We start from the raw sequence: 24640 nt of genomic DNA, 5'->3' as shown, positions 1-24640 counted from the left end.
GCTTTTTTTATGGTTACATGCATGAGAACCTCCCCTTTTCTTCACTGTATCTCTTCATCATTTCGGTATTCCAAAATATCTCCTGGCTGACATTCCAAAGCCTTGCAAATTGCCTCTAAAGTTGTTAATCGAATCGCCTTTGCCTTTCCGTTTTTCAAGATTGACAGGTTAGCCATCGTTATCCCGACCCTCTCCGAAAGTTCCGTTACGCTCATTTTCCTTTTAGCCAGCATCACATCAATATTGATTATAATTGCCATGTTATTCACCTCAGACCGTTAAATCATTTTCTGATTTTATTTCAATGGCATTTTTCAACAGACTTTGAAGTACAGCAGCAAAGACCGCAATCACCATAGATGCAAAAATAATGACCAACCCAATTATTATGATACCTGGAGCATCGTCCAGTTCCGCAGTGAAATAAAAAAATGGCAGACCTAACACATACAAAATACTGATTGCCATCGCACAATATTTTATATTTTTTAAAGCCACCACTGATAATTCCGAGAATGCCTTGTTCTTGTCGATATAGCTTAACAGCTTAAACGCTTGATATAAGGCTACATAAAAAGGGATCGCCGTTACATACATATAAATAAAAACAAGATCATTCAAATAAGGAATGTTTGGAAATAATTCTACGGCAAACTTCGCTATCACAGGAACCACAAAGATGCACAAAGCAAGAACCGGCAACCCAATAAGAAAAACAGCTATCTTCAAAAAGAGTGTTGACACTCGATTCATGAAAAACACCTCACTAATTTATTGTCAAATTGATTTTAATACAAAATTTATCGTTTTACAATAAATTAATGTTGTTTTTTATTATATTCTTAACGAATAAGAACAACTATTTGAACGCATCAAAATTTTCAGGAACGGATTAATTAAGCTGTGTAAAAAACTGAGAGGTGTTTTTTATTGAAGATTTACGCCAAAAGAGGGATGCTTTTTGAAGGTAGAAACCTTTTTTACAATTTCCTATTTAAAGGGTAGGGTATTATTAATGATGTGATTGATATATAATTAAAGGAAAAAGGTGGAACTGGGTATGACCAATGATAAAATTTTGGAACAGCTTACGAGAATTGCTGATGCTTTAGAAAGGATGTCGCCAAGTCCTGACAATCCCAATTCCATTCAGAAAGAAAAGTTTAATTACGAAAACAATTCAGAAAGTGTAAAAAATAATATCGAATTAAATAAAGGGATATTAGATTTTAATAAAGAGAAAAACCAATAAAATTAGGCGAAGAGATTACCTTGTGGCCTTTTTGCACTTCATTATTCCCTCCCCATCCGCTCTCTTCTTTACCTTTTCATCTATTAAGATTAATATCTTCTAAATAAGAGATTCTCCGAAAATTCTTGATAATCGCAGGAAATAACAAAGTTGATTAAATTGGCTGCACCTTAGTTGTATCGCCGTATGAGATTTCAATCCCCAACTTAAGCATCGATGTTCATACCGATTTTCAGGTTGAATTTTGGTATAATATACCTTATTAATCAGGAGGTGTTATGATGGCCAAACGACAAAAACTAATCGAGGTTTTAAATGAACTGAGACAATCCGCTTTAACAATCGATTCAAAAGAATCCTGGATAGAAGTCATGAAAAAATACGATATGATCATTGTTGGTGAAAAGTTCAATAAAGTCAGTACGATAGAATTGGAGCATTCATTAAAATCAACGTTTAATTATGAAATGGCTAATGATGAAATCCTTGAGTTAATTCCCCAAGCCTGTCAAGCACTTGGAATGAAAACAAAACCATTGGAATTATTAAATGAACCCTCAAAAATAGATGCATACACTATCGATTTATTTTAAATAGGATAGGTAGTCTTTCTAGTCACCTCAGTATCCTAATCTCAAAAACTCCTTTCCATTCATATGGTCCTTAAATCCTCACATTCTGATCGAACAGTTTGTGAGGAATTTAATGAACCTTTCTCTTAACGATCCTACATACCTATGGAATGTAAAGCAAAATCAAGCAAATTTTAATATTAGAGGACATATTTACCCGAATTTCCCCTAAGTTTACAGCTTGAATCAGTTCATGCATTGTCCAAATTCGAGTGTTAGCTGCGATAGGCAGGCCCACTTTTTAAAGGTCGCTTCCGCGGCGGCGTTGTCATGCGTACGACCTTTCACTCTAAGATAACGGCCACTTTTAGTCGAGTAAAGAGTAACCTCTTGCGTGACTACTAATAATCGGTAGTTCCATAAGCAGGAAACTAAAAATGGACGAATCAATCGGATTCCCGGACGGAAATCACTTCAAGAATACTTTATATCAACGCAGATTGTTTGCTTTCCCATACTGTACTGGGGATTTCACGCTTTAAGACTGGTATAACGTCAGTGGCGAATCGTTCAAGTTGCTCTCGTTGCTCCGCTTTACTGATTCCCTCCACACTTATACTTTGTACTTGATGTCCGAAGGCTTGATGATACTTTAATATCTTCTCTATAACCTGATCAGCACTTCCGACCAGAGCTGAACCATTTTGAATGTGATCCTCAAGGTCTTTAAATGGAGATTGATTGAACTTCGACGCATCTGTGTTCATATAAATATCATAGTATGGACGATAGCTTTTGATTGCTTCTTCCGTTGTATTGGCCAAGTACAAGCCTCTTGCCCCAGCACCAACGAATGCCTTCTCGGGATCATATCCATAATAATCCAATCGCTCACGATAATGATCAATCAACTCTTTATACTTCGCCAATGGATGAAAAGTATTCGAAGAGAATATCGGTTCACCATGTTTTGCAGCAAGTTCAGTAGAAAGCGGACTAGATGCACTGCCATGCCAAATAGGAATCTGTTTTTGAAATGGTCGGGGTTCGGTCGTCACATTATGTAAGGGTGCACGATATTTTCCTTCCCATGTGATGTTTTCTTCATTCCATAACCGTTTTAGAAGTTCGTATCGCTCAGACATGGACAACCATTGCTCCTCCTCGGTAATACCAAATAGCGGATAATGGCGAGGATCATTGCCTTTACCAATCATCATTTCTAATCTTCCGCCTGAAAGATGATCAAGTGTTGCATAGTCCTCAGCGACACGCACTGGGTCAAGCACACTCAAAACGGAAACCGTGGGCAGCAAACGGATTTTGGATGTTTTGGCAGCAATAGCGGTTAACATCAAGGCTGGAGAGGAGGACAAAAATGGAGCTCCATGACGCTCTCCCACCCCATAACCATCAAAGCCAAGTTTTTCAGCATATTCGGCCTGATCAACGACTTGTTGAATTCTTTGCTGTTGAGTCATTACTTCTCCTGTAACAGCGTTGGGATGATTACCCATAAGGTCAAACAATACAAATTTCAATGTTATTACCTCCAAATTTAATGTAATGTAATAGAATTCAATTAACCTATTTTCCTTGACAGCCACATAATATTAAACCGTCCCCTTTTATGGGTACAGCATACAGTTGATGTACGTTTATTTTTTTCGATCGAACACGAGTGTAGAATGGTGGCATGAAACGAAACGCCCTGGTTCAAATTCTTTTAACTCTGGCACTTCAATAGTGCAACGTTCTGTTGCAAATGGACAGCGTGTGCGAAATCCGCAGCCTGATGGAGGATTTGCTGGAGATGGTATTTCCCCATGAATCGAATGATCATTCTTTGTTTGAAATAGATCAGCATGAGGAATGGACTTGATCAATGCTTCCGTATAAGGATGCGCAGGGCGGTTAAATAATTCCTCACTCGGAGCAATTTCAACCATTTTCCCCAAATACATTACACCTATTCGATCAGAAATATATCGGACTATGTTTAAATCATGTCCGATAAATAAATACGTTAACTTCAATGATTGCTGCAGGTCTTTTAGGAGATTGATGATTTGCGCCCGTACAGAAACATCCAGGGCCGAAACCGCTTCATCGGCAAGAATGAAAGTCGGGTTTACAGCTATCGCTCTCGCTATCCCAATCCTTTGCCGCTGGCCACCTGAAAACTCATGGGGAAAACGACTATACCACTCAGGTTTCAATCCCACTTTTTTCAAAAGTTCTTTTACTGTTGTTTCTACCTGCTTTATCGTCAGATCAGGCTGATGTACTTTTATCGGTTCGGCAATCACTTTTCCGATGGTCCAGCGCGGGTCAATGGAGCCATAAGGATCTTGAAAAATCATTTGCATATTTTTCCTCATTTTCCTCATTTCCGAACTCTTCAACTGAGTTAATGATTGTCCCTTGAACACTACATCACCCGTTGTCATTCTCTCCAATTGAAGGATCGCTCTGCCTAATGTGGATTTTCCGCTCCCAGATTCTCCTACTAATCCAAAGGTTTCACCCTCAATAATGGAAAATGACACATTGTCTACCGCTTTGATTTGTTTACTTGAATGTTTCAAAGGATAATACTTACTTAGTTCCCGTATCTCAAATAAAGCTTTTGTTTCGATAACTTCCCTTGTTTTTTCTCCTGCTGGAGATTTATCTTTCCTAACTGAATCGTGATCAGCCAGTGAATCACTAAACCATCTTTCGTCCTTTACTAACTCTTTTGCATACCAGCAAGCACTGTACCTTCCATTCACCAAAGATAGTGGCGGACTTTTCAACTGACATTTTTCTGTTGAAAAAGGGCATCGCGGATGGAATCGGCATCCTTCAGGCATATCCGGTAAGCCAGGGATCGATCCTTCAATGGAATGGAGCTTCGTTTTACTAGTAGAATCGAATTTTGGTATCGATTGTAAAAGCCCACGGGTATAAGGATGATACGGCGTTTGAAATAACTGCTGGACCGTTCCTTCTTCCACTACTTTCCCTGCATACATCACAACAATTCTGTCTGCTAACTGCAGGGCCACGCCTAAGTCATGTGTCACAAGAAGAATGGCCATATTAAATTCTTTTTTTAACTCTTTAAGCAAATCTATAATTTGCGCTTGTATCGTTACATCAAGAGACGTTGTCGGTTCATCGGCAATCAATAACTCCGGCTCACAAGCAAGAGCCATCGCAATCATTGCCCGTTGCAGCATTCCACCTGATAATTCACTTGGATATTGCTTCATTCGGATTTCCGGTTCTGATATTCCCACTCTTTTTAATAAAACAGTCCCCTTTTCCCACGCTTGTTTTTTTGTAACCTTTGTATGTTGGATCATTGTTTCCGTTAGCTGATGTCCTATTGTAAAGACAGGATCAAAAGCTGAAAGCGGTTCTTGGAAGACCATGGAAATTTTTTTGCCTCGTACTTGATTTAAACCTTTTTTTGACATCGAGACTAAGTCTTCCTGATTAAATAGGATCTGTCCACCCGATATCTGTCCATTCTCATAATCAATCAATCTCATAATTGCCTTAGAAGTGACGGACTTCCCACTCCCTGATTCTCCAACTATACAAACCGTTTCTCCATCGTTTATTTGTAGGTCGATTTTCGAAACAGCCGTTAATAAACCGTTTTTCGTTTTAAAATCAACAGTTAGATCCTTAACATCCAATAACGAATCCAAATCTATCTCTCCTATTCCCACCTTACAGGCAGCAAGAGAACCCCACCTTACAAATGAGTTGGTGAGAAACCATGCCCGTAAAGATCTGATTCGTAAAACAAGGGCTATTCTTCGGACTCTTCAGTCATTAGAAAAATCAACCGGCTCTGCTCCACCACCATCATGCCATTCTTTTTTTAGGGTCAAAATAATCTCGAAGACTATCACCAATAATATTCACTGAGAGTACAAATATCGTGATCGCTATACCTGGAAATGTCGCAATCCACCAAGCAGAAGCTAAATAGCCTCTTCCTTGTGATAATAAACCGCCCCAATCGGGAATCTCATTTACAACACCGAGTCCTAGAAAGCTTAAACCTGCTCCTGTTATAATAGCCGTTCCAAGACCGTTAGATGCCATAACTACTAAAGGTGGATAGGAGTTTGGCAAAATATGCTTCATGAAAATCTTTACATTGGAAGTGCCTATGGACTTTGAAGCCATTACATACGGACGATTCTTTATGCTGACAATCTGCCCACGCATAACCCTTGCATAGCCCGGCATGGAAGCTACGGAAACCGCCAGAACAATGTTTAAAAAATTAGCACCTAGCGCCGCTGCAAGTGCCAGTGCCAATAACATCCCGGGAATCGTTTGTACGATTTCAATCATTCTCATAAAAATCGTATCTATGATTCCCCCAACATGACCGGCGACTGCGCCAATCAAACTTCCAATAATTCCGCCAACTAGAACTGCCAGTACACCGATTAATAAGGAAAAGCTGCTTCCATTTACAACTACACTAAAAACATCTCTTCCAAAATAGTCCGTTCCGAACCAATGATTTCCTGAAGGAGGCTGCATAATTTGATCTGAAAACATTTTTGTAGGAGAATAAGGGGCAATCCACTGTGGCACAATCGCACAAATCGTTAAAAAAAGGATACTAACTATACCTAAGTAGACAAATACATTTTCCAAGCGAAAAAGCTTTATTCTGAATTTTTTTTGTTGAACTAACGATGCAACTCTTTGTTTGACGGGTACTGAAACGACTTCTCTCATTCAATCAACCTCCTAACTGCGTGCGTCTGATTCTGGGATCAATCAATGAGTATGAGATATCTACCAACAAGTTTATGGAGACATAGATAATCGCCGTGAAAAAGACAACCCCTTGTACAACCGGTAAATCTTTTGCCATGATGGCATCAGCGACAATCCGTCCGATTCCTTGTCTAGCAAACACGGTTTCAATGACTACTGCTCCTCCAAGAAAATCTCCAATAATCATGCCAATCATTGTAACAGCAGGAATAAGTGCATTTCTCAAAGCATGACGGTACATAACGACCCGTTCAGAGATTCCTTTTGCTCGTAACGTTAGAATAAACGGTTCATTAATCACTTCAAGCATACTATTACGGACAATCCGAACGATAAACCCAGATCCGACTAATCCTAATGTTATAGCTGGCAAGACCAAGGTACTCAAACTCTCTGATCCCATAGCTGGGAACCAGCCTAAATGAATCGAAAAGATTAAGATCAGCAAGATACCTGACCAAAAGGTTGGCATCGAAATTCCAAATAAACCAACAATTCTGGCCACAAAATCAATCATGCTGTTATGATGAATGGCTGATACTACGCCTAAAGTTACCCCGACCGAAATGGCGATAAAGGCACTGGTGATCGTCAGCATGATGGTTGCTGAAAATTGAGCAATAATTTTATCGATTACAGGCTCACTATCGACTATGGACTGCCCAAAATCCCCATGAAGAAGCCCGGTTAGATAATTCAAAAACTGCTCATGGAAAGGTAAATCCAGTCCGAGCTCATTTCGGAGGCTCTCCGCTAATTTTTCATCCCCTCCATTGTCAGCCAACAACAGATCTACTGCATCACTGGGGAGAAAATAATTGATGGAAAAAACTAAAAACAAAGTGCCCACTAAGACGATACATGCAGTTATCCCTCTGCTTCCTATTAGCCGCAACATAATGAACGAACACCCGCAATCCTTTGACTTTTACTTAACCTAACAACAGTTGATATGGATTTCCCCAAAAATGATTCCTCCTTATTACTTTCTTCATTACTCCTATCATTCATGATTTTAGTCCAATTAAATAGTAAGAAAGGATCTTCCATGCAGGCTTCCATGAAGATCATTGACTAATGACTATACAGCATGGTTATTTCATTTAATAACCATGCTGTATAGGACAACCAAAGCTTATTTTGTCAAATTCACATCGAAAAACAAAGGATAGCCAATTGAATCGAATTTTAGTCCTTGTACGTTTTTCGTAGCGGCCACAGTATAAGGAAAATCATAGACCGGTATAATGACAGCCTGCTCGATTAACTTTTGTTGTACTCGCTTATAGATGTCTGACCGTTTTTCAGGATCTACCTCTACAGCTCCCTGCTCAACCAAAGTATCAATTTCATTGTCCCTTAACCATGCAATATTCCCGCCACCCTTATCCATCGTATAATCAGAACCGTAAAAACGACGAAGATCATCCGGATCTAGTGCCACTCGACTATTTCCACGAAGATCATATCCTTTTGGATCTTTTAAGACACTTTGGCTATCACTCGTTGTGATTAGCTTAACTTTCACTCCAACCTCTTTTAATTGTTGTTGAACCATTAATGAAATATCCTGTCTTTTCTCACGGTTAACGGCGTCATTAAGGATTCGCAAAGTAAGCGTTTTGCCATCTTTTTTCCGTATCCCATCCGCTTCTTTTTTCCAACCCAATTCATCAAAAGCTTGATTCGCTTTTTTCACATCATACGTCTTTTTATTTTCCAGACTTTCATCATAACCAAAGGTAATTGGGGCTAGCGCAGACCAGGCTCTTTTATAGGTTTTTAAATATAAGGTATTTACAATAGTGTCTACATCAATGGCTGCCTTTAAAGCCTGTCTTGCTTTCACATCACCCCAAGGTGCAGACGTCTGATTGATGAACAATGTATATGGAAGCCCTCCTGTCGCTGCCTCGAGAATATTTAATTGATCATTCTCTTTGATCGAAACCACATCCTGTGGCGGTACTGTTTCAGCTACATCCACCTGTCCACTTTGGACACTGCCAATGCGTGTTGCCTCTTCAGGAATAATTTTAAATATAAGTTTATCCAAATAGGCTGATCCTTCGTGTTCCGCAAATAGATATCCCCCATGATAGCCTTCATATTTTTCCAATACGACCCGGTCATTTTCTACCTGTTCAACAAATTTAAATGGACCTGAACCTACAGGATGGCTAGCAAATTGATCTCCATACTTTTCCGCAGCTTCTTGTGACACAATGGATAAGTTCGTATGACCAAGTAAAGTTAAAAATGTAGCCGATGGCTCGGATAAGGTGATTTTAACCGTATACTCATCCAATACTTTTACAGAATCAACCTTCTCCATATAGGAAGCCGGTGTTATCGCCTTGGTTTTCGGATCGAATATTCTGTCAAAATTATATTTCACCACTTCGGCATTGAATTTTGAACCATCGTGAAAAGTGACATCTTCTCTTAGATTAAATGTATAAGTCTTTTGATCTTTTGATATCTCCCAATCTGTAGCAAGCCATGGTTCAATTGAATGATCCTCGTCTTGATAGACTAAAGTTTCAAATATGCTTTTAAGGACCCTGTACGAAACAGCAAAGCCACTTACATGAGGATCTAATGTATCTGGGGCAGTGGACAATGCATAAGTGAAATCACCACCAGCAACTGGCTCGCTGGTTGAACTTTCTTTGGAATTTATATTTGTTGATGTTGATTGACCGGAATTCGTGCAACCAACTAAAAGAAGCAAGAAACAAATTAAAAGGAAAGACAATATTTTGCGTGACTTTGTTCTAGTGGACATCAAAACTCACCCTTCTTGACTAAGAATTAACACGCTAACTAAGATCAATGATGTAAAGATTCCTTCGCATACCGATTTTTTGGATAAGAAAGTCCCAAGTTCCCCCGAAATGTATCCGATTCATACTCTGTCCGGAAAAGACCGCGATCCTGAAGAATGGGAACAACACCATCGATAAAGTCTGTCAAGCTACTTGGAAGGTTGGCATGGAAAATAAACCCGTCCGCTGCTCTTCCTTCAAACCACTCTTGAATAAGGTCTGCTACTTTCTCAGGTGTTCCGATAAATGGAGTACGCTGCGTGGCAGACCTTAATGCCACTTGCCTAAGGGTCAAGTTTTGTTCCTTTGCTTCTTGTTTAATTCGATCAGTGCCGCTTTTAAAGCTGTTTGCTCCCAAATCACCCAATTCAGGAAATGGCGCATCCAATGGATATTGGGAAAAATCATGATGTTCAAAAAATCGGCCCAAATAATTCAGTGCCTGTTCAATCGATACTAAATTAGCAATATCCTGATACTTCTGTTCGGCTTCTTCGTCCGTCTTTCCTATGATTGGTTCGAACCCAGGCAAGATAAGAATCTCCTCAGGGTTCCTTCCAAAAGACGAAGCCCTGCTTTTAACATCTAAATAAAATGCTTGAGCCTCTGCCAATGTTGCTTGACCGGTAAATACGGCATCCGCTTCTTTCGCCGCTAAATTTTTCCCATCTTCTGATGAACCAGCTTGGATAATGATTGGGCGTCCTTGCTTCGATCGACCAATGTTAAGCGGTCCTTGCACAGAGAAAAATTCACCTTGATGATGTAATGGATGTAATTTCCCTGGGTCAAAGAAGACACCTGATTGCTTATCACGAATGAAGGCATCATCTTCCCATGAATCCCATAATCCTTTCGCCACTTGGAGATATTCAGCTGCAATTTTGTATCGTTTAGGATGATCTGGATGTTCTTCTACTGTTTTATTAAAATTTAACGCCGTATTCTCTAGCGGTGAAGTGACGACATTCCAGCCCGCACGACCATGACTGATCTGATCAAGGGAAGCCAACTGACGTGCGACATTAAATGGCTCACTATAAGAGGTCGACACCGTTCCAGCCAGACCAATTCGTGAAGTGACAGATGCGAGTGCCGATAAAATCGTAAGTGGTTCAAAACGGTTCAAAAAGTGTGGTAAGGATTTTTCGTTTATATGCAATCCATCCGCTATAAAGACAAAATCGAATTTCGCATTTTCAGACTTTTGTGCTTGTTCCTTATAAAAATCCAAATTGACACTAGCATCAACCAGAACCTCAGGATGCCTCCAAGCAGCAATATTTCCTCCTACACCATGAATAATCGTTCCTAATTTTAGTTTTCTTTTTTCAAACCCCATAATTTCTCCCCCTTTAACTCTATATCCCATCCAAATAACTGAATAATCAGATATTTAAACCCCCAATTGGACTCTAGAACACTAAATTGACAATGACTATAAATGCGTTCAACAGTTCAAACTATTTTCGATCAAGACAGGATCATTGATTCCATCATATTTTTGTTCTTTCTCCTCTCCTGTTCACCTAAGATCAAATAATACATATGGAAAACGAAAAATATCTCCTTTTTCCCATCCTTTCTAAATCCAAGTTGACAGATGTGAATAATTTAATTAATTGAGGTTAATCCTAACACTGGGAATGGGAAACTGGCAATACTTTGGTTGATAGAAAATTTTAATGTATTCATTAAGAATTCCTTTCACTGCTGTATAGTGACCGTTTTGTTATCCTTCGAAACGGAACACCCATAATACCAAGCTTGTTTTTCTGTCCTTTCTTCTTATGTATTCCTTTTCCATAACAATCGGTAATTTTACTTGAGGTGTCATTTAGCTGAAATAAAAGAGCACCAAATGAATGTTTTCACATTTGTTTGATGCTCTTTTTTGCTTATCAACTTACCAAGCCTCCTCCAGGTTACATAGAGGCTTCCTTAAGTTCTAAAACCCTTTTCACACTGACCGCGAATGCTGTCCTTCGGCGCCTTGTCAAACACTCTTTCTAATGTGCCTAAATGGTGGAAGGTTTCTTCACCAATTCCCACGTTGACGGCAGTTTTCAGGGGTATGCTCATATACGCCTTCTTGTTTCTCAAGCAAAAAAATAATCTGACCCTTATTAAAACAGGTCAGACTTTTCTCATTATCTTCTTTAGCTTGAAGGGAGAGCAGCAAGAATTCTGTTCGGTTGCTATGAATGAAGAAAAATTTCAGGATCATAGTGCAGCATCAAGTTTATTCCTGATAGTGGTCAATATCCCATTAAAATCATTTCCGTTACCGCGAGATCATCACCTTCCGCTTCCTAGATAAAACTTCATTTTTTCCCAATAGGATTGTACATATCAATATTCAAGTTAAGGATTTGTTCAATTCTGGCTAACTCATCATCTGTGAATGTAAGGTGATTCAACGCCTTGACATTCTCTTCTATTTGGCTCACTTTACTTGCCCCGATCAGGGCAGAGGTGACTCTTCCTTCACGAAGTACCCAGGCCAGGGCCAATTGAGGCAAAGATTGACCTCGCTCATCTGCGATTTCCTTCAATTTCCGTACACGGTTCACCGCTTCTTGCGTGACTTCATTTTCCTTTAATGCTCCCGTTGGCTTACTTGCCCTTGAATCAACCGGAACACCTGAAAGATATTTATTCGTAAGCAGACCTTGAGCTAATGGACAGAACGCTATGGATCCCACTCCATTTTCCTGCAAAACATTTTGTAATCCATTTTCAATCCACCGGTTGAACATGGAGTATTTTGGTTGATGAATGAAAAGAGGCGTACCTAGATCATTTAAGATTTCTACCGCTTGTGCCGTTTGTTCAGCAGTATAATTGGAAATGCCTACATATAACGCTTTTCCCTGCCGGACGACAAGGTCAAGAGCCCCCATCGTCTCTTCAAGTGGTGTGTTTGGATCAGGACGGTGTGAATAGAATATATCCACATAATCAAGTCCCAGGCGTTTCAAGCTCTGGTCGAGACTTGAAACCAAATATTTTTTGGAACCCCAATCCCCATATGGCCCGGGCCACATATGATAACCCGCTTTCGTGGAAATGATCATTTCATCTCTGTATGGGGCAAAATCCTGTTTCAATATCCGGCCGAACAAATCTTCTGCCGAGCCTGCAGGAGGTCCATAATTATTGGCAAGGTCGAAGTGGGTAATCCCTAAATCAAATGCCCTCCTGAGCATGGCGCGGCCATTCTCCTCAATATCCACCCCTCCAAAATTATGCCATAACCCCAACGAAATGGCTGGAAGCTTAAGGCCTGACTGTCCGCTTCTATTGTATTTCATCGTTTCGTACCTGCTTTGATCTGCTACATAAACCATGATTATGCCTCCTTTATGGGTTGAAATACTTTAAGCAAAATCCCCCCGTCATTCAGCTGACGGAGTGTATGAGTGCTAAGTGCTTTGTATGGTTAACCAAGATTTTTCTTTCATGATCATGAACAATTCGTGCACTTATCATCCAGCCTAAATCCTTGCAGGAATCATTTATCATTTGACGACCTTTTCACTAAACTGCAATGGCGAACAATGATCCAGCAATTGGGACTGAAAAAAAGATCCCTCCATCATTTGGATAGTGGATGTTTCTTCACTGACTGACATGTGGAATTCCCTTTAACCAAACATGCCGGGAATTCAACCTTTTCAATGGAACAGTCCCCGTTTATCATTTCCAATAACCTTCTGACCGCCGTTTCACCAATCGTTTTTGCTTTCTGGTGCAGGTGTGTGAAAGTCAAACTGTCCCAATTATTTTCCGGCTCATCGAAGCATAGGATCGAGATATCTTCAGGTATGCGAAGGCCCATTTGTTCAATAGCTTTTTGTGCAAGCTTCGCAATTTTATATTCGATCGTAAACAGGGCAGTGAGATCGGTATGTGCCTTAAGGTAGGTTTTGATCAATTCAATGTCTTGTTCACAGGTTGCTTCAGGGGTGGGAAGTGTACTCTTTATTTCGGTAAACCATAATTCACGATTAACCCGAACATTCCGTTCAGAAAAGGCCTGGACGATCCCAGCGAACCGATCTTCAATCGTCGTCGTCGCGATTGTTGTTGGAGATAAGACACCGATGTGTTCATGACCTAAATCAAAAAGATGTTCCATGCCGAGTTTGGCAGCCTGTACGTTATCAGTCGATATGGCAGTTGCGGCAACCCCTTTGAACGAACGGTCGATTAGGACGAGCGGAAATTGGTCCACGACCATTTTGAGGATTTCCGAACTGTAGTGCTCAGCTTGAGCAGGATAGATGATCAGTCCATCAACGCCGAAATCAAGCAACTCCTTGATTATTTTTTCCTCTTTTTCAGCCGAGCCGAAGGTCTGTTTTAAAATGACCATGCATTTCTCATCCGAAGCAGATTCTATGCCTGAAATGAGCCTAAAACTATGGCTGTCATCAAAGGTTGTCATGATGAGACCGAACAAGGGCTTTCGAACGTGAGCCAAATTGGTTTTATTACTGCCCGCTTCAGAAACGAAAGTACCCTTCCCTTGTGTGCGGTAGACAACCCCATCCTCTACCAATTTGCCCAAGGCCCTCTTGCTTGTGATCCTGCTGATCTCGAAGATGTCCGAGAGTTCTTTCTCGGAAGGGATGCGATCGCCCGGCTTATATTTCCCCTCTTTGATATCTTTCTTCAATGATTGATATACTTTCTCATATAAAGCTGTTATTGTAACCACCCCAAACGATATATTCATAGCCAAGAAGGGGAAAATCCCCTAATTGGCATGTGGTTAACTTTTCAGTTGGACTACGAATGTCTTAATCTCATACGGTTTGATGTCAAAGGCCAATGTCTGATCTTCCCGCTTATCCTCTATACTTTTTTCCATTAGGTTGCATTCCTGCCATGAAATGATATCTAATTCACTTCTTACCTCCACAGCGCCTCTTGCTCCTGCAAACTCATGCAGGCGGATAACTACTTCATCAGTATTTTCCCCTTTTTTCACGGCATCGATCATTACATTCTCAGCATTAAGCGAAAACATGGACAATTTTTGGGATTGTCCCTCCATGTATGAGAGCGGGTTATTCAGTGCCCACGCTTCCTGCACCGTTCCCCCTTCATACCAGCTCCCTTTATGCGGTAGCAACGAATAGGTGAATAGATGTTCTCCCTGATCAGCTTCGGTATCTGGGTATGTGGCCGATTTTAACAAGGTCAGCCTCATCACATTGTCCTTAATGTCATGTCCGTATTTGCAATCATTCATGATGCTTATGCCATAGCCACTTTCCGATAGGTCAGCCCACTGATGTGCGACGGTTTCGAACCGAGCGTAATCCCAACTTGTGTTCCAATGAGTAGGCCGTTTGACATTTCCATATTGGATGTCATAAGTAGCCTCCGTAGCACGGATGTCTACAGGGAATGCCGTTTTTAACAACTGATCCTTTTCACGCCAGTCGATGTTCGTTTTAAAATCGATGCGCGGGTTCTTGGCATACGTTATCATCTTTTGTGTAATCGTTGACTTTCCAAAACCCCATTCAAACTCGATTACGCAACGTATGGGTCCGTTTTCGACTACTTTGCTTCCTATTAAATTGCTTACCTCTTTCATCTTTTCTTGGTAAAAAATATCGATATCCCAGGCGTCATACTGCATGGGCTTGTCCTCAAATACCTGGAGTACATTTGCAAGAGAATTCGATGCTAAAACATCTCGCTGGTGCTTTCGATCAAAAACTCTCGTTAGCTGCCCGTTTTCATTCCAGCTTATCTCATAGTAAGGAGTCGAAATGTGATTAGTCGACACATCAAATGCCGATTTCGATATATTTTCCGCTTTCTCGTAACGGATCGTGCTCTTGCCTAGCGAAGGCACTTTTTCAACGTTTACGAGCCATTCACCATCTGCTGTGTTTTGGGAATCGAGAATTTCACCTGTCTCATCGGTCCAGACACCTTCTGCATGAAGATCGGTCTTAATAGTAATGATATCATTTCGGATCCATGAAGAGGAATTGAAAATGGTAAATAATTGCTGATCACTCCCTTTCGCCAGCGAACGGGAAGCATGGTTCCAGGCATTAGCTGCCAATTGATGTGCCTCTGCATATTCCAGTTTACTATCTTCATAGACTTCCCGGATGGAAGATCCAGGGATGATGTCATGGAACTGATTGCGCAGCACGATCTTCCAGCTTTCCTCCAGATCTTCTGACGGATAAGAAGACCATGTTCCTTCAAGCACACTGTTCAGGGAGTGAAGCCATTCCGTTTCCCGTAGGAGCAATTCCATCTTGCGGTTCATCCTTTTATTATAAGCTTGGCTCGTATACGTTCCACGGTGGTATTCCAGGTACAACTCTCCGTCCCATGTATGGACATACTGATCCGTATTATCTATCGTCTCATGAAGGCGATTGAAAAACTCATCGGCCCTTCCCGTTTTCACTGCCGGCAAACCTGGCATTTTATCCAAGCGCCTGCGCATCTCAAGCATCTCCCGATTAACACCGCCGCCGCCGTCCCCGTATCCATAGGAAAGCAATAATTCCTGATTGACGGCTTTATCCCGATAAGCCTCCCAAATTCCTTTCACCGTGCGCGGAGTGAGGCGGCCGTTATAGGTGTAGAACCAGTATTCGTCTTCCGGGGTGGTGACGAAATGGGTTAAGATTTCCGTTCCGTCGATTCCCCTCCACTTGAAGGTGTCATGAGGCATTTTATTGAACTGGCTCCAACTGATTTTAGTGGTCATGAAGGTCTTGATTCCTGATTTAACTAATATTTGCGGCAGTGCCCAGCTGTATCCGAAGACATCCGGCAGCCATAGATATTCACATTCCTTCCCAAAATTCTCTTGGAAGAATTTTGTCCCGAGTAGCAGCTGGCGGACAAGCGATTCACCACTTGTCAGGTTGCAATCCGCTTCCAGCCACATTCCACCTTCCGTTTCCCAACGGCCTTCCTGGACCCTTTTTTCGATTTGCTCATAGATTTGCGGGTAATCATTTTTAATATATTCATATAATTGCGGCTGTGTCTGCAAAAAGGTGTAATCTGGGTATTGTTCCATTAAACGCAACACAGTTGAAAATGACCTTGCCGCTTTCTCACGAGTATGCTTTAGGCGCCAAAGCCATGCGACATCAATGTGGGTATGGCCGATGGAAGTGACGGTAACGGGATAATTTTTTGGGATCTTTTCAATTTCCGCATTTAAAACAGCTTGCGCTTGATAAACCGAGTCATAAAAGCTTCCTGAACCGGGATTCGACCAGTCGATCAAAAGGAACGCCCTATCCAGACCCTTCAATAGAGTTTGTCTTTCAGGCTGGTTTTCTTCAAGATATTTTATCGTATCCAATGCTGCTCTTGCGGTATAGTATAAATCGTCGGTGCGTTCGTCCAGACAGGCAACATAAGCGACCTTCAACTGATGCTCCTGGATCGTCTGCACCCCTCCGCCTTCAAGCCCGGACCAGAGCCTGAAACAAAAGTCGACGGTGCTTCCGGCAAGTTCCCCATCCAAAAACACTTCCTGATGGTTCATATCAACCCCTTGATACGGTTGGCCGTTCAAGTACAAAAGCGACTCAAACCCGGAATTGCCACCGCCTCCGGTATTTCCAAAATCAAACACTCCGACAATTCTTTGTTTGTTCCAGTTGGATGGAATGGGTACAGCTGCCTTAAGCCATATGTATTTGTCACGGCCTTCCCATCTTTCCCGTACATTCATTGTTTTCCATGAGCCTCCTTCAGGTGGCCCCTGCGCAATCGCTCCCTCTTCGTCAGTCTGAGCTTCAAACGACACGACTGGCTTGACGTCCTGATAACGATACGGCTGTAATTCCTGTATCCGCTTTTCTAACTTCTCTATATTCCAAAACATTCAATGAAACACTCCTTTTTCCTCGAGATTTTTAACCTTTCGTTGCACCGCCAAGACTGAAGCCCTGGGACATAAAACGCTGTGAAAAGATGTAAAGGACGACAGCGGGCATTGTATAGATCAATGAAAAGGCTGCAAGTTTCCCATATTCAACCATACCGTAATTACCGAAAAACTGGAATATCGTTACCGAGGCAGGAAATTTTTCCGGAGTCTGGATCAAGATGTAAGGTACGAAAAAGTTGCCCCAGCTTCCTGAAAACGTAAAGATGGCAACCGTGCATATGCCAGGAATCATTAATGGGGCCACGACCCTCCGTAACCCTGCCCATACGGATGCCCCGTCAATCCAAGCCGACTCCTCCAATTCAAGCGGGACGGCATCCATGAAGTTCTTCATCATCCAGATCGCATACGGCAAACCGGAAGCCGTCAGGAACAAGACAGTTCCGATGAGCGAATCCTGCAAATCGATATAGACGAATAGTTGGTAGACAGGGACCATTACAGCTGTGATTGGCAAAGATGTCATGAATAAGATGGTATACATGAACGGTTTTTTGAATTTCAAAGCATACCGGGACAGCGGATAGGCTGCCAGCCCTGCAAACAAGACCACAAGCACAGCCTGACCTAAAGAAAGGAATAATCCAATCGCAAAGGAACGAAGAATGGCACCATCTTTTAATATGGTTGTAAAATTCGATGTTGTCAGGCTATCCGGGGTCTTTAAGGCCTGTTGCGCATTTGGATCAACAGAAGCTACCAACACCCACAAAAGCGGTAATAGAAATAATATCCCTATCAAAGTTAAAATGACATATGGAACGATTTTCTCGAGTTTGAAACGATTCACTCAACTCACCCCCTAAATTTCGACCTTCATATACCTGATATAAATCGTGCTTGAAATAATCCCTATCAAAAGTAAAATGAGGGAAATGGCTGTTCCGTATCCAAGTTGATAGTTAACAAATGCCTGGTTATACATGAATATCGGAAGGGTCTGCGTCGATGCTCCCGGACCTCCGCCTGTCATGGCAAATATCAACGTGAAGACGCCCAATGTTTGTAAGGTGACGAGGATCATATTTGTGACGATGGACCCTTTCATCATGGGCAGGACAATTTTCCGTAACATTTGGAAACGTGACGCACCATCTATAACGGCTGCTTCTTCCACGCTTTTTGGAACATCGTCCAATGCAGCCTGGTATACCAGCATCGAAAATGCTGTTCCATGCCAGATATTTGCGATGATTACACTGATCATCGGGAAGCTATACAACCAGGTCACAGGTTTCATCCCCATATTCCCCAGAATCATATTTAACGTTCCGTTATCACTTAAAAAAGCCACCCAGCAAAATGCAACGACAATTTCTGGAGTAACCCAACCGGCTATGACGATGATGCCGATGATCCTCCTAAAGGAAGTGTTTTTCTCCTTCATCAGCAGAGCCAGGATAAACCCAAGCACCTGCTGGCCGATTACGGCTGAGAATAAAAGGAATACGATCGTGTTTACCATGCTGATACGAAAATTCGGATCCTGGAACATCGTGAGAAAATTTTGGAATCCAGTGAACTCCAGGCTTTGCGCTTCCGTTCCGGTTAACGAGAGATTTGTGAAAGCAAAGTAGAACGTTAATAAAATAGGCCCGACAAAAAAGATAAGCAATATGATCCATGTAGGCAGTAAAAACAGAATGGAACGTAATAATGTATAATCTTTTTTCCGTTCCTCCTTGATTCGAATTCCATGTGACTCAACCGGATTAGTATTCATTCCACACCCCATTCCTGTACATATAAATCATGGTTCCTCCCTGCTTGGACAGGGAGGAACCCATGATTTTCTTTATTTTTCCATCACGTTTTCTTTACCGACAATGCCCGTTACATTTTTTTGATACTGAGCTGCTGCCTGTTCTGGAGTAAGCTTGTTCGTTACGACATCCTCAACAAGAGATTGAATTTGGGTTGAGACATTTGGGTACTTATCGACAGCAGGACGAAACTGAGCATTTTTTAACAGTGCGGTTGCTTCATCGAACATCGGGATCTTTTGATAATCCGGATCTTGTGCTACATCATCTCGCGGGGTTAAATTGCGGTCTTTTAATTGTAGTGAGAGATTCTTTTCTTTGCTGGATGCGAATTTAATGAATTCCCATGCCAATTCCTTACTGCCTGAATTTTTCGGAATGGAGAAGGCCCAACCTCCAGACATCGTAACAGTTCCTGCACCATCACCATTTTCTGTTGGCATTGGCGCGAACCCTAAAGTATCAACCGCTTCTGCCCAAGGAGCAGCACCGTTTTCTCCCCATGTACCCGATTGCCAAAATCCGTCAATCCCCATGGCGAGCTTACCTTTCGGCATTAATTGTTGATAGGCGATACTGCCTCCCTGTCCATTTAATACCTGTGAAAGATTTGGGCCGAGCTTTTCTTCGTAGACGGTATCAATGAACTTGAACGAATTAACAAGTCCTTCGCTTTTCACGATCCATTTCTTTTCGTCTAAATCATATAGAGGTGTTTTCGTACCATAAAGGAGCATTTCAAAAGTTTGCATCGATGTCGCTTCCCCTGTAGCTTTTCCGGAATTCATCCAAATCGGAATGACATCAGAGGGTGATTTTTCTTTAATTGTTTTGGCAGCTTGAAGAATATCCTCCCAGCTTTCCGGTTCCCACGGGACAGACAGGCCTGCCTTTTCGAATAGATCTTTGTTATACCAAATTCCCCGTGAATCCGTGTTATAAGGTACTCCATACACTTTGCCATCTTGCGCGATGACACCCTTCTTCACATTTTCCGTGAAGTTCCCCCAGTCATCCCAAGCCTTCACCTTATCATCAAGCGACTCCAGATACCCAGCACTTGCATCAGAATTGACCATGAACGTATCTTCCGCAACAAGGTCTGGTGCGGTATTTTTCGATTTCAGCATCAGGGCAATCTTGGCGAAATAATCCCCCTCTGAAACATTTAAGGGAGCAAGCTTGATGGTTGAACCCGGATGCTCTTTTTTGAATTCCGGAATGACTTCCTTCTCCAGCCAATCTGTCAAACCTTTATTGGTGCCTCCTCCAGAACGGTATGTAATGCTAATTTCATCTTTGCTTTCACCCTTACCACCCGAGGAAGCGCTTTCATTTGAACACGCTGAACTTAACAAAAGAGAGCTTGCAAGTAATGAATAAGCTGCCACCTTTTTATACTTTTTCACTTTCATGAGTACCTCTCCCATCCTCTATCTGTATAAAAACTCCAGAAAACAATGACTTATGAAGCGCTTTCAATGACAAGCGAAACGCATGGTAGAACCTTTAATTGACCGTTCACCTCATTTCTATTAATTGGTAAAGCACTTGATATACATATAATGTAAATGACATAGTTGATATAAGTCAATATATTTTTTAAAATTTCTGAATATTAACCGAGTGATCAAGCTTTGAGCTACCCGCTTCAGTCGGCCCCGCTTTTTAGATGGCACCAATCATATTTCACCATACATTTTATAAAGAAATCGAATCAATTCTAGCACTGTTCGCTTAAAGCCAAAGATATGGATTTCCTACTTACATCTATAAAGCAGAATGACTTATTCATGTTTCTGTCCTAAAAATCCTGTCCGGATTAGTGCAGGCGATTCAATCTTACAACCATTCACTATACCTAGCTTCACTGGTTTACATTTATATCCGATAAATTCTTTGTACTATTCTCTTTTTCTCCTAATAAACTAATTGAAATAACTGTTTAGGAGTGGTGCAATGTTTAATCAATCTACAAATGGAAAACAGCATATCACGCCCATTATATGTAAAATGAAAAACATCACTTACCAAAAGTACCATCTATACAAGAAATCATATGAGCGAGAGGTTTTAGTCATAAAAAATCACGGTGAAGACCGTGGCGTAAACAATAAAAGCATTTCGTTATTCGAGGCAGTTAACGATCAATTTGACCGTTTTAAAATAGCAAAAATGTCAAAAGAAATCGATAGCGGTCTCATCCTTATTGACAAAAAGGGGAATGAACTCCACCTCTCCGGATGTAGTTGCGGGTACGCAGGAACGGATTCCCATGCAACACTTGAGATACTAAATAAAGCAGGGTTCGAGGTAAATAGAAGGTTCGTGTTTTGTTCAAAAGGATTTACTCTCTTTCACCCAAATGAAGAAATAGAACTATTCGGAGAACGTTTATAGGTTTAGAGAATCAAGGCGGTAAGGAGACATCATTTGATATAGGAACAAGGTTTATAACATTTCTATCTAATTTTCAAATGGAGTAATATTATGGTTTAACACTGGAAATGGAAATATAGATATATACGGGTACACTAACCGCAACAGCAATTGAAGGGGGTTCTTCCCGCATGGTTCAAGGAATATCAACATGGTAGACATTCAAAAAGCCCAAAAAAAGCGGTGGAAGTTTAAGGATTAAACTTCCACCGCTTTTTTTTGTAAAATGCTAACAGGAGAGGTTTGAGACTCTTTCTTTCAGTTCCCAGTTCCTTTAGTCCTTTAAAGCCTTACCTTAATTGCTTTGTTCATAACCTGTAACTGTTATCCCCAATACTTACAGCAGCTTTTATTCCTCAAGCATGCCCTCCACTCGCTTTACTTTGTCTTCCATCTTGCGTTCTTTATCACGACGGTCATCGATACGGATATTCGTACAAACTCTAGCAAGACCTTTTTCAAAAGGTACTTCGTGCATCGCTTGAATCACTTCAAACAACTTTGGCAGGTCGCCTTCAATGATCGTATTCATGGGAGTCAGTTGAAATCGAATCTCTCCCTTATTTTCATATTGCTTTAATACTCTTTGTATATCTGCCACATAACTGCTCACACTTGGAGTTTGTGTACCGACAGGAATAACCGTTACATCAACTATTGCCATTCTTATTCACCCATCCTTTTTTTGTATTTCTATTTCAATCAAGAAGCTCTCTTACTATCCTATAATAACGTATTATAGCTCAAACTTCCCACCTACGTAATAGCATTCATATCGCAGCCATTTTTCATCTAATAACTTATTGTACCCAATCCTTGAATTCTTTTACCTCACCGCCCCCCTAAATAAATACCTGATCGCGTAACCAACCAGAAGTCTACACGATTTTTTTAAATTATGGAAAATGGTACATTAAAACGCCTATCATTTGATAGACGTTTAAAAAAACTTTGTTAGCAATGTAACACTCTAGGCTTACCACACGATTCTGCTTAATTATAACTAATAAATTAAAAGTTATAGCCTTTAATATTTAAATGATATCATAGGAACATTTGCGTAGCTTTTATTTATGTTTCCTCCGACAAGAACTTGTCCAGTTGTAAGTGTTAGGCTAACTTCGATAAAACTAATAGAACTGCCCTTGATAAAAGGTGAATGTGGTAACCACCAGTAAAAATAAAAGTAGTTATGCGGTATGTCTAATTGATCAGGTAATTTATAGCGAAGTAGTTGATATTCCTGAGTTAGTTAAGATTTTTAAAACAAATCCTTTGTTAAAGCTTATTGTTGATTTTGGGCAAAACAAAGAGACCACTTATCGTGGTCTTCTTTTATGCCCTATGGAACTAACGCACCTTTAGTTTACATGCAATATTTCAAAAACTATTAGTAAATGAACCATTCTGGGCTACGTTATCTTGGTGGTAACATGGCCAGGCAGGTAGATTATAGAAGAATAACAACTATTTCCTTATTGAAATTCAATTTCTATTGCTCCCAGTCTGCCTTTGATTCGTTTCTTTGACACTTAAAACCACACCTAATATTACAATTATTCCACCAATAACTTGACTTATTCGCACAACTTCATGAAGAATGATTACTGAAAATAGCACACCAAAAATAGGCACGAGGTTCATTAAGGTAACGGCAGAACTAGAAGATAATTTGCGTAATCCATAGTTATATAATAAAAATGCTATAACCGAACAGAATATTCCTAAATATAGCAACATTAGAAAGGATTCCATACTTGGCATCTTCCAACTAGATTTCTCTATAAAAGCTAGTGGAATAAAAGTAATCGCTCCTGCTACAGTTTGATAAAAAGATATAGTAATCATGGAATATTTTTTTACAACTTTACGGGTTGTAAAGTTATAAAAAGCAAAAACAAAACCTGCAACAATTAATATGATATTCCCAATTAGTTGTTGTTCGCCTTCTTGACTTTGAGGATTGTACGATATTTGAAAAACACCAAACATGGCTATTGCTATTCCAAGACCCTTTATCCAAGGGATTTTTATTCTATAAAAAAGAAACTCTATTAGCGCCGTTATAGCAGGATAAGATGCTACAATAATAGCAGCATTAGATGCTGTAGTTATTTCAACTCCTATGTTTTCCAAACCAAAGTAAATAGTAGTACCTAAAACCCCACTAACAGACATTAACCCTATATCTTTAATAGGTGGCTTTGTTTTATCTTTTTTACATAAAAGAATTATACCTAAAATAACAGCAGCAATAACAAAACGAGCTGCACCTAGTGTAAGTGGTGTAAAAGAAGTATATGCTATTTTGGTAGCAACAAACGACGTACTCCATAAAAGCACGGCAACTATAGAAGCATATAGATATATACTGCTTCCTTTTTTTGTTTTTGCATTCTGTTGATATTTATCTAAGGTTTTATTCATTCCAGATCTCACCTCCTGAACCTATTTTAGTAACTATATATGTAGTGACTGAAATTAAGGTATAATTTTTACATAATAGCTGTCAAGTGCCTTCTTAAACGACTTTATTTGTAATCTGCCTTAAACCAACCTGCCTCTTTAGTTTATCAAGAAATTCAACATCACATTTACAGAGCTTCAAGAAAAAATAGGTCCTACTCAAAACGAGTAAGGACTTGGTTATGTACGTGTATACCACACTTCTAATCACCTCACAAGTACTTTTTCCTATCTATAGAGTTTGAGGATTCACCTTAGGATTTATTCTTTATAACGAGTAAAATGACATTACGGAATTAGTTAAGGAAAGTTAGACCTGTATGGAAGGATTTGCATTTTACATCGAAACTGAAACGGGAGGATTATACTGGATAAAGGTGAGATAAAAAAAGCAGATGAATCCTGTGAATAAAAAAATTCATGTTAGAATTTTCATATAAATAATCATTAATGTTGTTTTCACACAAAAAAAAGACCACTTTATTTGGGTCTTTTTTTGTGCATCCTGTACAATTAACCCAACCGATAAATTAGTTGCAGAATGGTCTTTTTCACTTCAACTACTA

General features: G+C 40.4%; 19 protein-coding genes. 3 read left to right on the top strand and 16 right to left on the bottom strand.

Annotated elements, in window-relative coordinates; genetic code table 11:
- Positions 1–41 precede the first annotated feature (41 nt).
- Both CVN76_RS03965 and CVN76_RS03960 read right to left on the bottom strand, forming a co-directional pair.
- Positions 42–260: a helix-turn-helix domain-containing protein gene (locus CVN76_RS03965; RefSeq protein ID WP_100530375.1), complete on the bottom strand. Its 219-nt coding sequence runs from the start codon at positions 258–260 to the stop codon at positions 42–44.
- 10 nt (positions 261–270) lie between these two features.
- Positions 271–753 (bottom strand): DUF2975 domain-containing protein, encoded by a 483-nt coding sequence (locus CVN76_RS03960; RefSeq protein WP_100530374.1) that lies wholly within the window; start codon positions 751–753, stop codon positions 271–273.
- 307 nt (positions 754–1060) lie between these two features.
- Here CVN76_RS03960 and CVN76_RS03955 point away from each other — a divergent pair, with 307 nt between their 5' ends.
- Both CVN76_RS03955 and CVN76_RS03950 read left to right on the top strand, forming a co-directional pair.
- On the top strand, positions 1061–1252 hold the full coding sequence (locus CVN76_RS03955) for a hypothetical protein (RefSeq protein ID WP_061142368.1): 192 nt from the start codon (positions 1061–1063) through the stop codon (positions 1250–1252).
- Positions 1253–1533: 281 nt separating this feature from the next.
- Entirely contained in the window at positions 1534–1845 is a 312-nt protein-coding gene (locus tag CVN76_RS03950; protein WP_100530373.1) for a hypothetical protein, read from the top strand.
- A gap of 464 nt (positions 1846–2309) precedes the next feature.
- Here CVN76_RS03950 and CVN76_RS03945 read toward each other — a convergent pair whose 3' ends face one another.
- From CVN76_RS03945 to CVN76_RS03885, 12 genes are all read right to left on the bottom strand, one after another.
- Positions 2310–3365: an LLM class flavin-dependent oxidoreductase gene (locus tag CVN76_RS03945; RefSeq protein ID WP_100530372.1), complete on the bottom strand. Its 1056-nt coding sequence runs from the start codon at positions 3363–3365 to the stop codon at positions 2310–2312.
- Between the two features lie 117 nt (positions 3366–3482).
- A complete protein-coding gene (locus tag CVN76_RS03940; protein ID WP_100530371.1) occupies positions 3483–5525 on the bottom strand; it encodes an ABC transporter ATP-binding protein in 2043 nt (680 codons plus the stop codon).
- Between the two features lie 160 nt (positions 5526–5685).
- The gene (locus CVN76_RS03935) at positions 5686–6579 is read right to left on the bottom strand and encodes an ABC transporter permease (RefSeq protein ID WP_100530370.1); all 894 of its coding nucleotides are present in this window, start codon (positions 6577–6579) and stop codon (positions 5686–5688) included.
- A gap of 4 nt (positions 6580–6583) precedes the next feature.
- Positions 6584–7519 carry an ABC transporter permease gene (locus tag CVN76_RS03930; protein ID WP_100530369.1) on the bottom strand — a complete coding sequence of 312 codons (936 nt, stop codon included), beginning with the start codon at positions 7517–7519 and terminating at the stop codon, positions 6584–6586.
- Positions 7520–7756: 237 nt separating this feature from the next.
- A complete protein-coding gene (locus CVN76_RS03925; protein ID WP_100530368.1) occupies positions 7757–9409 on the bottom strand; it encodes an ABC transporter substrate-binding protein in 1653 nt (550 codons plus the stop codon).
- Between the two features lie 44 nt (positions 9410–9453).
- Entirely contained in the window at positions 9454–10791 is a 1338-nt protein-coding gene (locus CVN76_RS03920; protein ID WP_100530367.1) for an LLM class flavin-dependent oxidoreductase, read from the bottom strand.
- A 982-nt stretch (positions 10792–11773) separates the two neighbouring features.
- Positions 11774–12799, bottom strand: coding sequence for an L-glyceraldehyde 3-phosphate reductase (mgrA, locus tag CVN76_RS03910; RefSeq protein WP_100530365.1), 1026 nt, complete (start codon positions 12797–12799; stop codon positions 11774–11776).
- Positions 12800–13047: 248 nt separating this feature from the next.
- Positions 13048–14190, bottom strand: coding sequence for a GntR family transcriptional regulator (locus CVN76_RS03905; protein ID WP_232732095.1), 1143 nt, complete (start codon positions 14188–14190; stop codon positions 13048–13050).
- A gap of 36 nt (positions 14191–14226) precedes the next feature.
- A complete protein-coding gene (locus CVN76_RS03900; protein ID WP_100530363.1) occupies positions 14227–17340 on the bottom strand; it encodes an alpha-mannosidase in 3114 nt (1037 codons plus the stop codon).
- 31 nt (positions 17341–17371) lie between these two features.
- Entirely contained in the window at positions 17372–18196 is an 825-nt protein-coding gene (locus CVN76_RS03895) for a carbohydrate ABC transporter permease (protein ID WP_100530362.1), read from the bottom strand.
- A gap of 12 nt (positions 18197–18208) precedes the next feature.
- A complete protein-coding gene (locus tag CVN76_RS03890) occupies positions 18209–19129 on the bottom strand; it encodes a carbohydrate ABC transporter permease (protein ID WP_081092414.1) in 921 nt (306 codons plus the stop codon).
- A gap of 72 nt (positions 19130–19201) precedes the next feature.
- Positions 19202–20584 carry an ABC transporter substrate-binding protein gene (locus tag CVN76_RS03885; protein WP_100530361.1) on the bottom strand — a complete coding sequence of 461 codons (1383 nt, stop codon included), beginning with the start codon at positions 20582–20584 and terminating at the stop codon, positions 19202–19204.
- 544 nt (positions 20585–21128) lie between these two features.
- Here CVN76_RS03885 and CVN76_RS03880 point away from each other — a divergent pair.
- On the top strand, positions 21129–21569 hold the full coding sequence (locus tag CVN76_RS03880) for a hypothetical protein (RefSeq protein ID WP_100530360.1): 441 nt from the start codon (positions 21129–21131) through the stop codon (positions 21567–21569).
- 388 nt (positions 21570–21957) lie between these two features.
- Here CVN76_RS03880 and CVN76_RS03875 read toward each other — a convergent pair whose 3' ends face one another.
- Positions 21958–22272 (bottom strand): MTH1187 family thiamine-binding protein, encoded by a 315-nt coding sequence (locus CVN76_RS03875; protein ID WP_100530359.1) that lies wholly within the window; start codon positions 22270–22272, stop codon positions 21958–21960.
- 821 nt (positions 22273–23093) lie between these two features.
- The gene (locus CVN76_RS03870; protein WP_100530358.1) at positions 23094–24035 is read right to left on the bottom strand and encodes a DMT family transporter; all 942 of its coding nucleotides are present in this window, start codon (positions 24033–24035) and stop codon (positions 23094–23096) included.
- Between the last annotated feature and the right edge of the window lie 605 nt (positions 24036–24640).

The organism is Bacillus sp. mrc49 (assembly GCF_002803435.1).
This window is presented reverse-complemented; position numbering and strand designations above follow the sequence as displayed.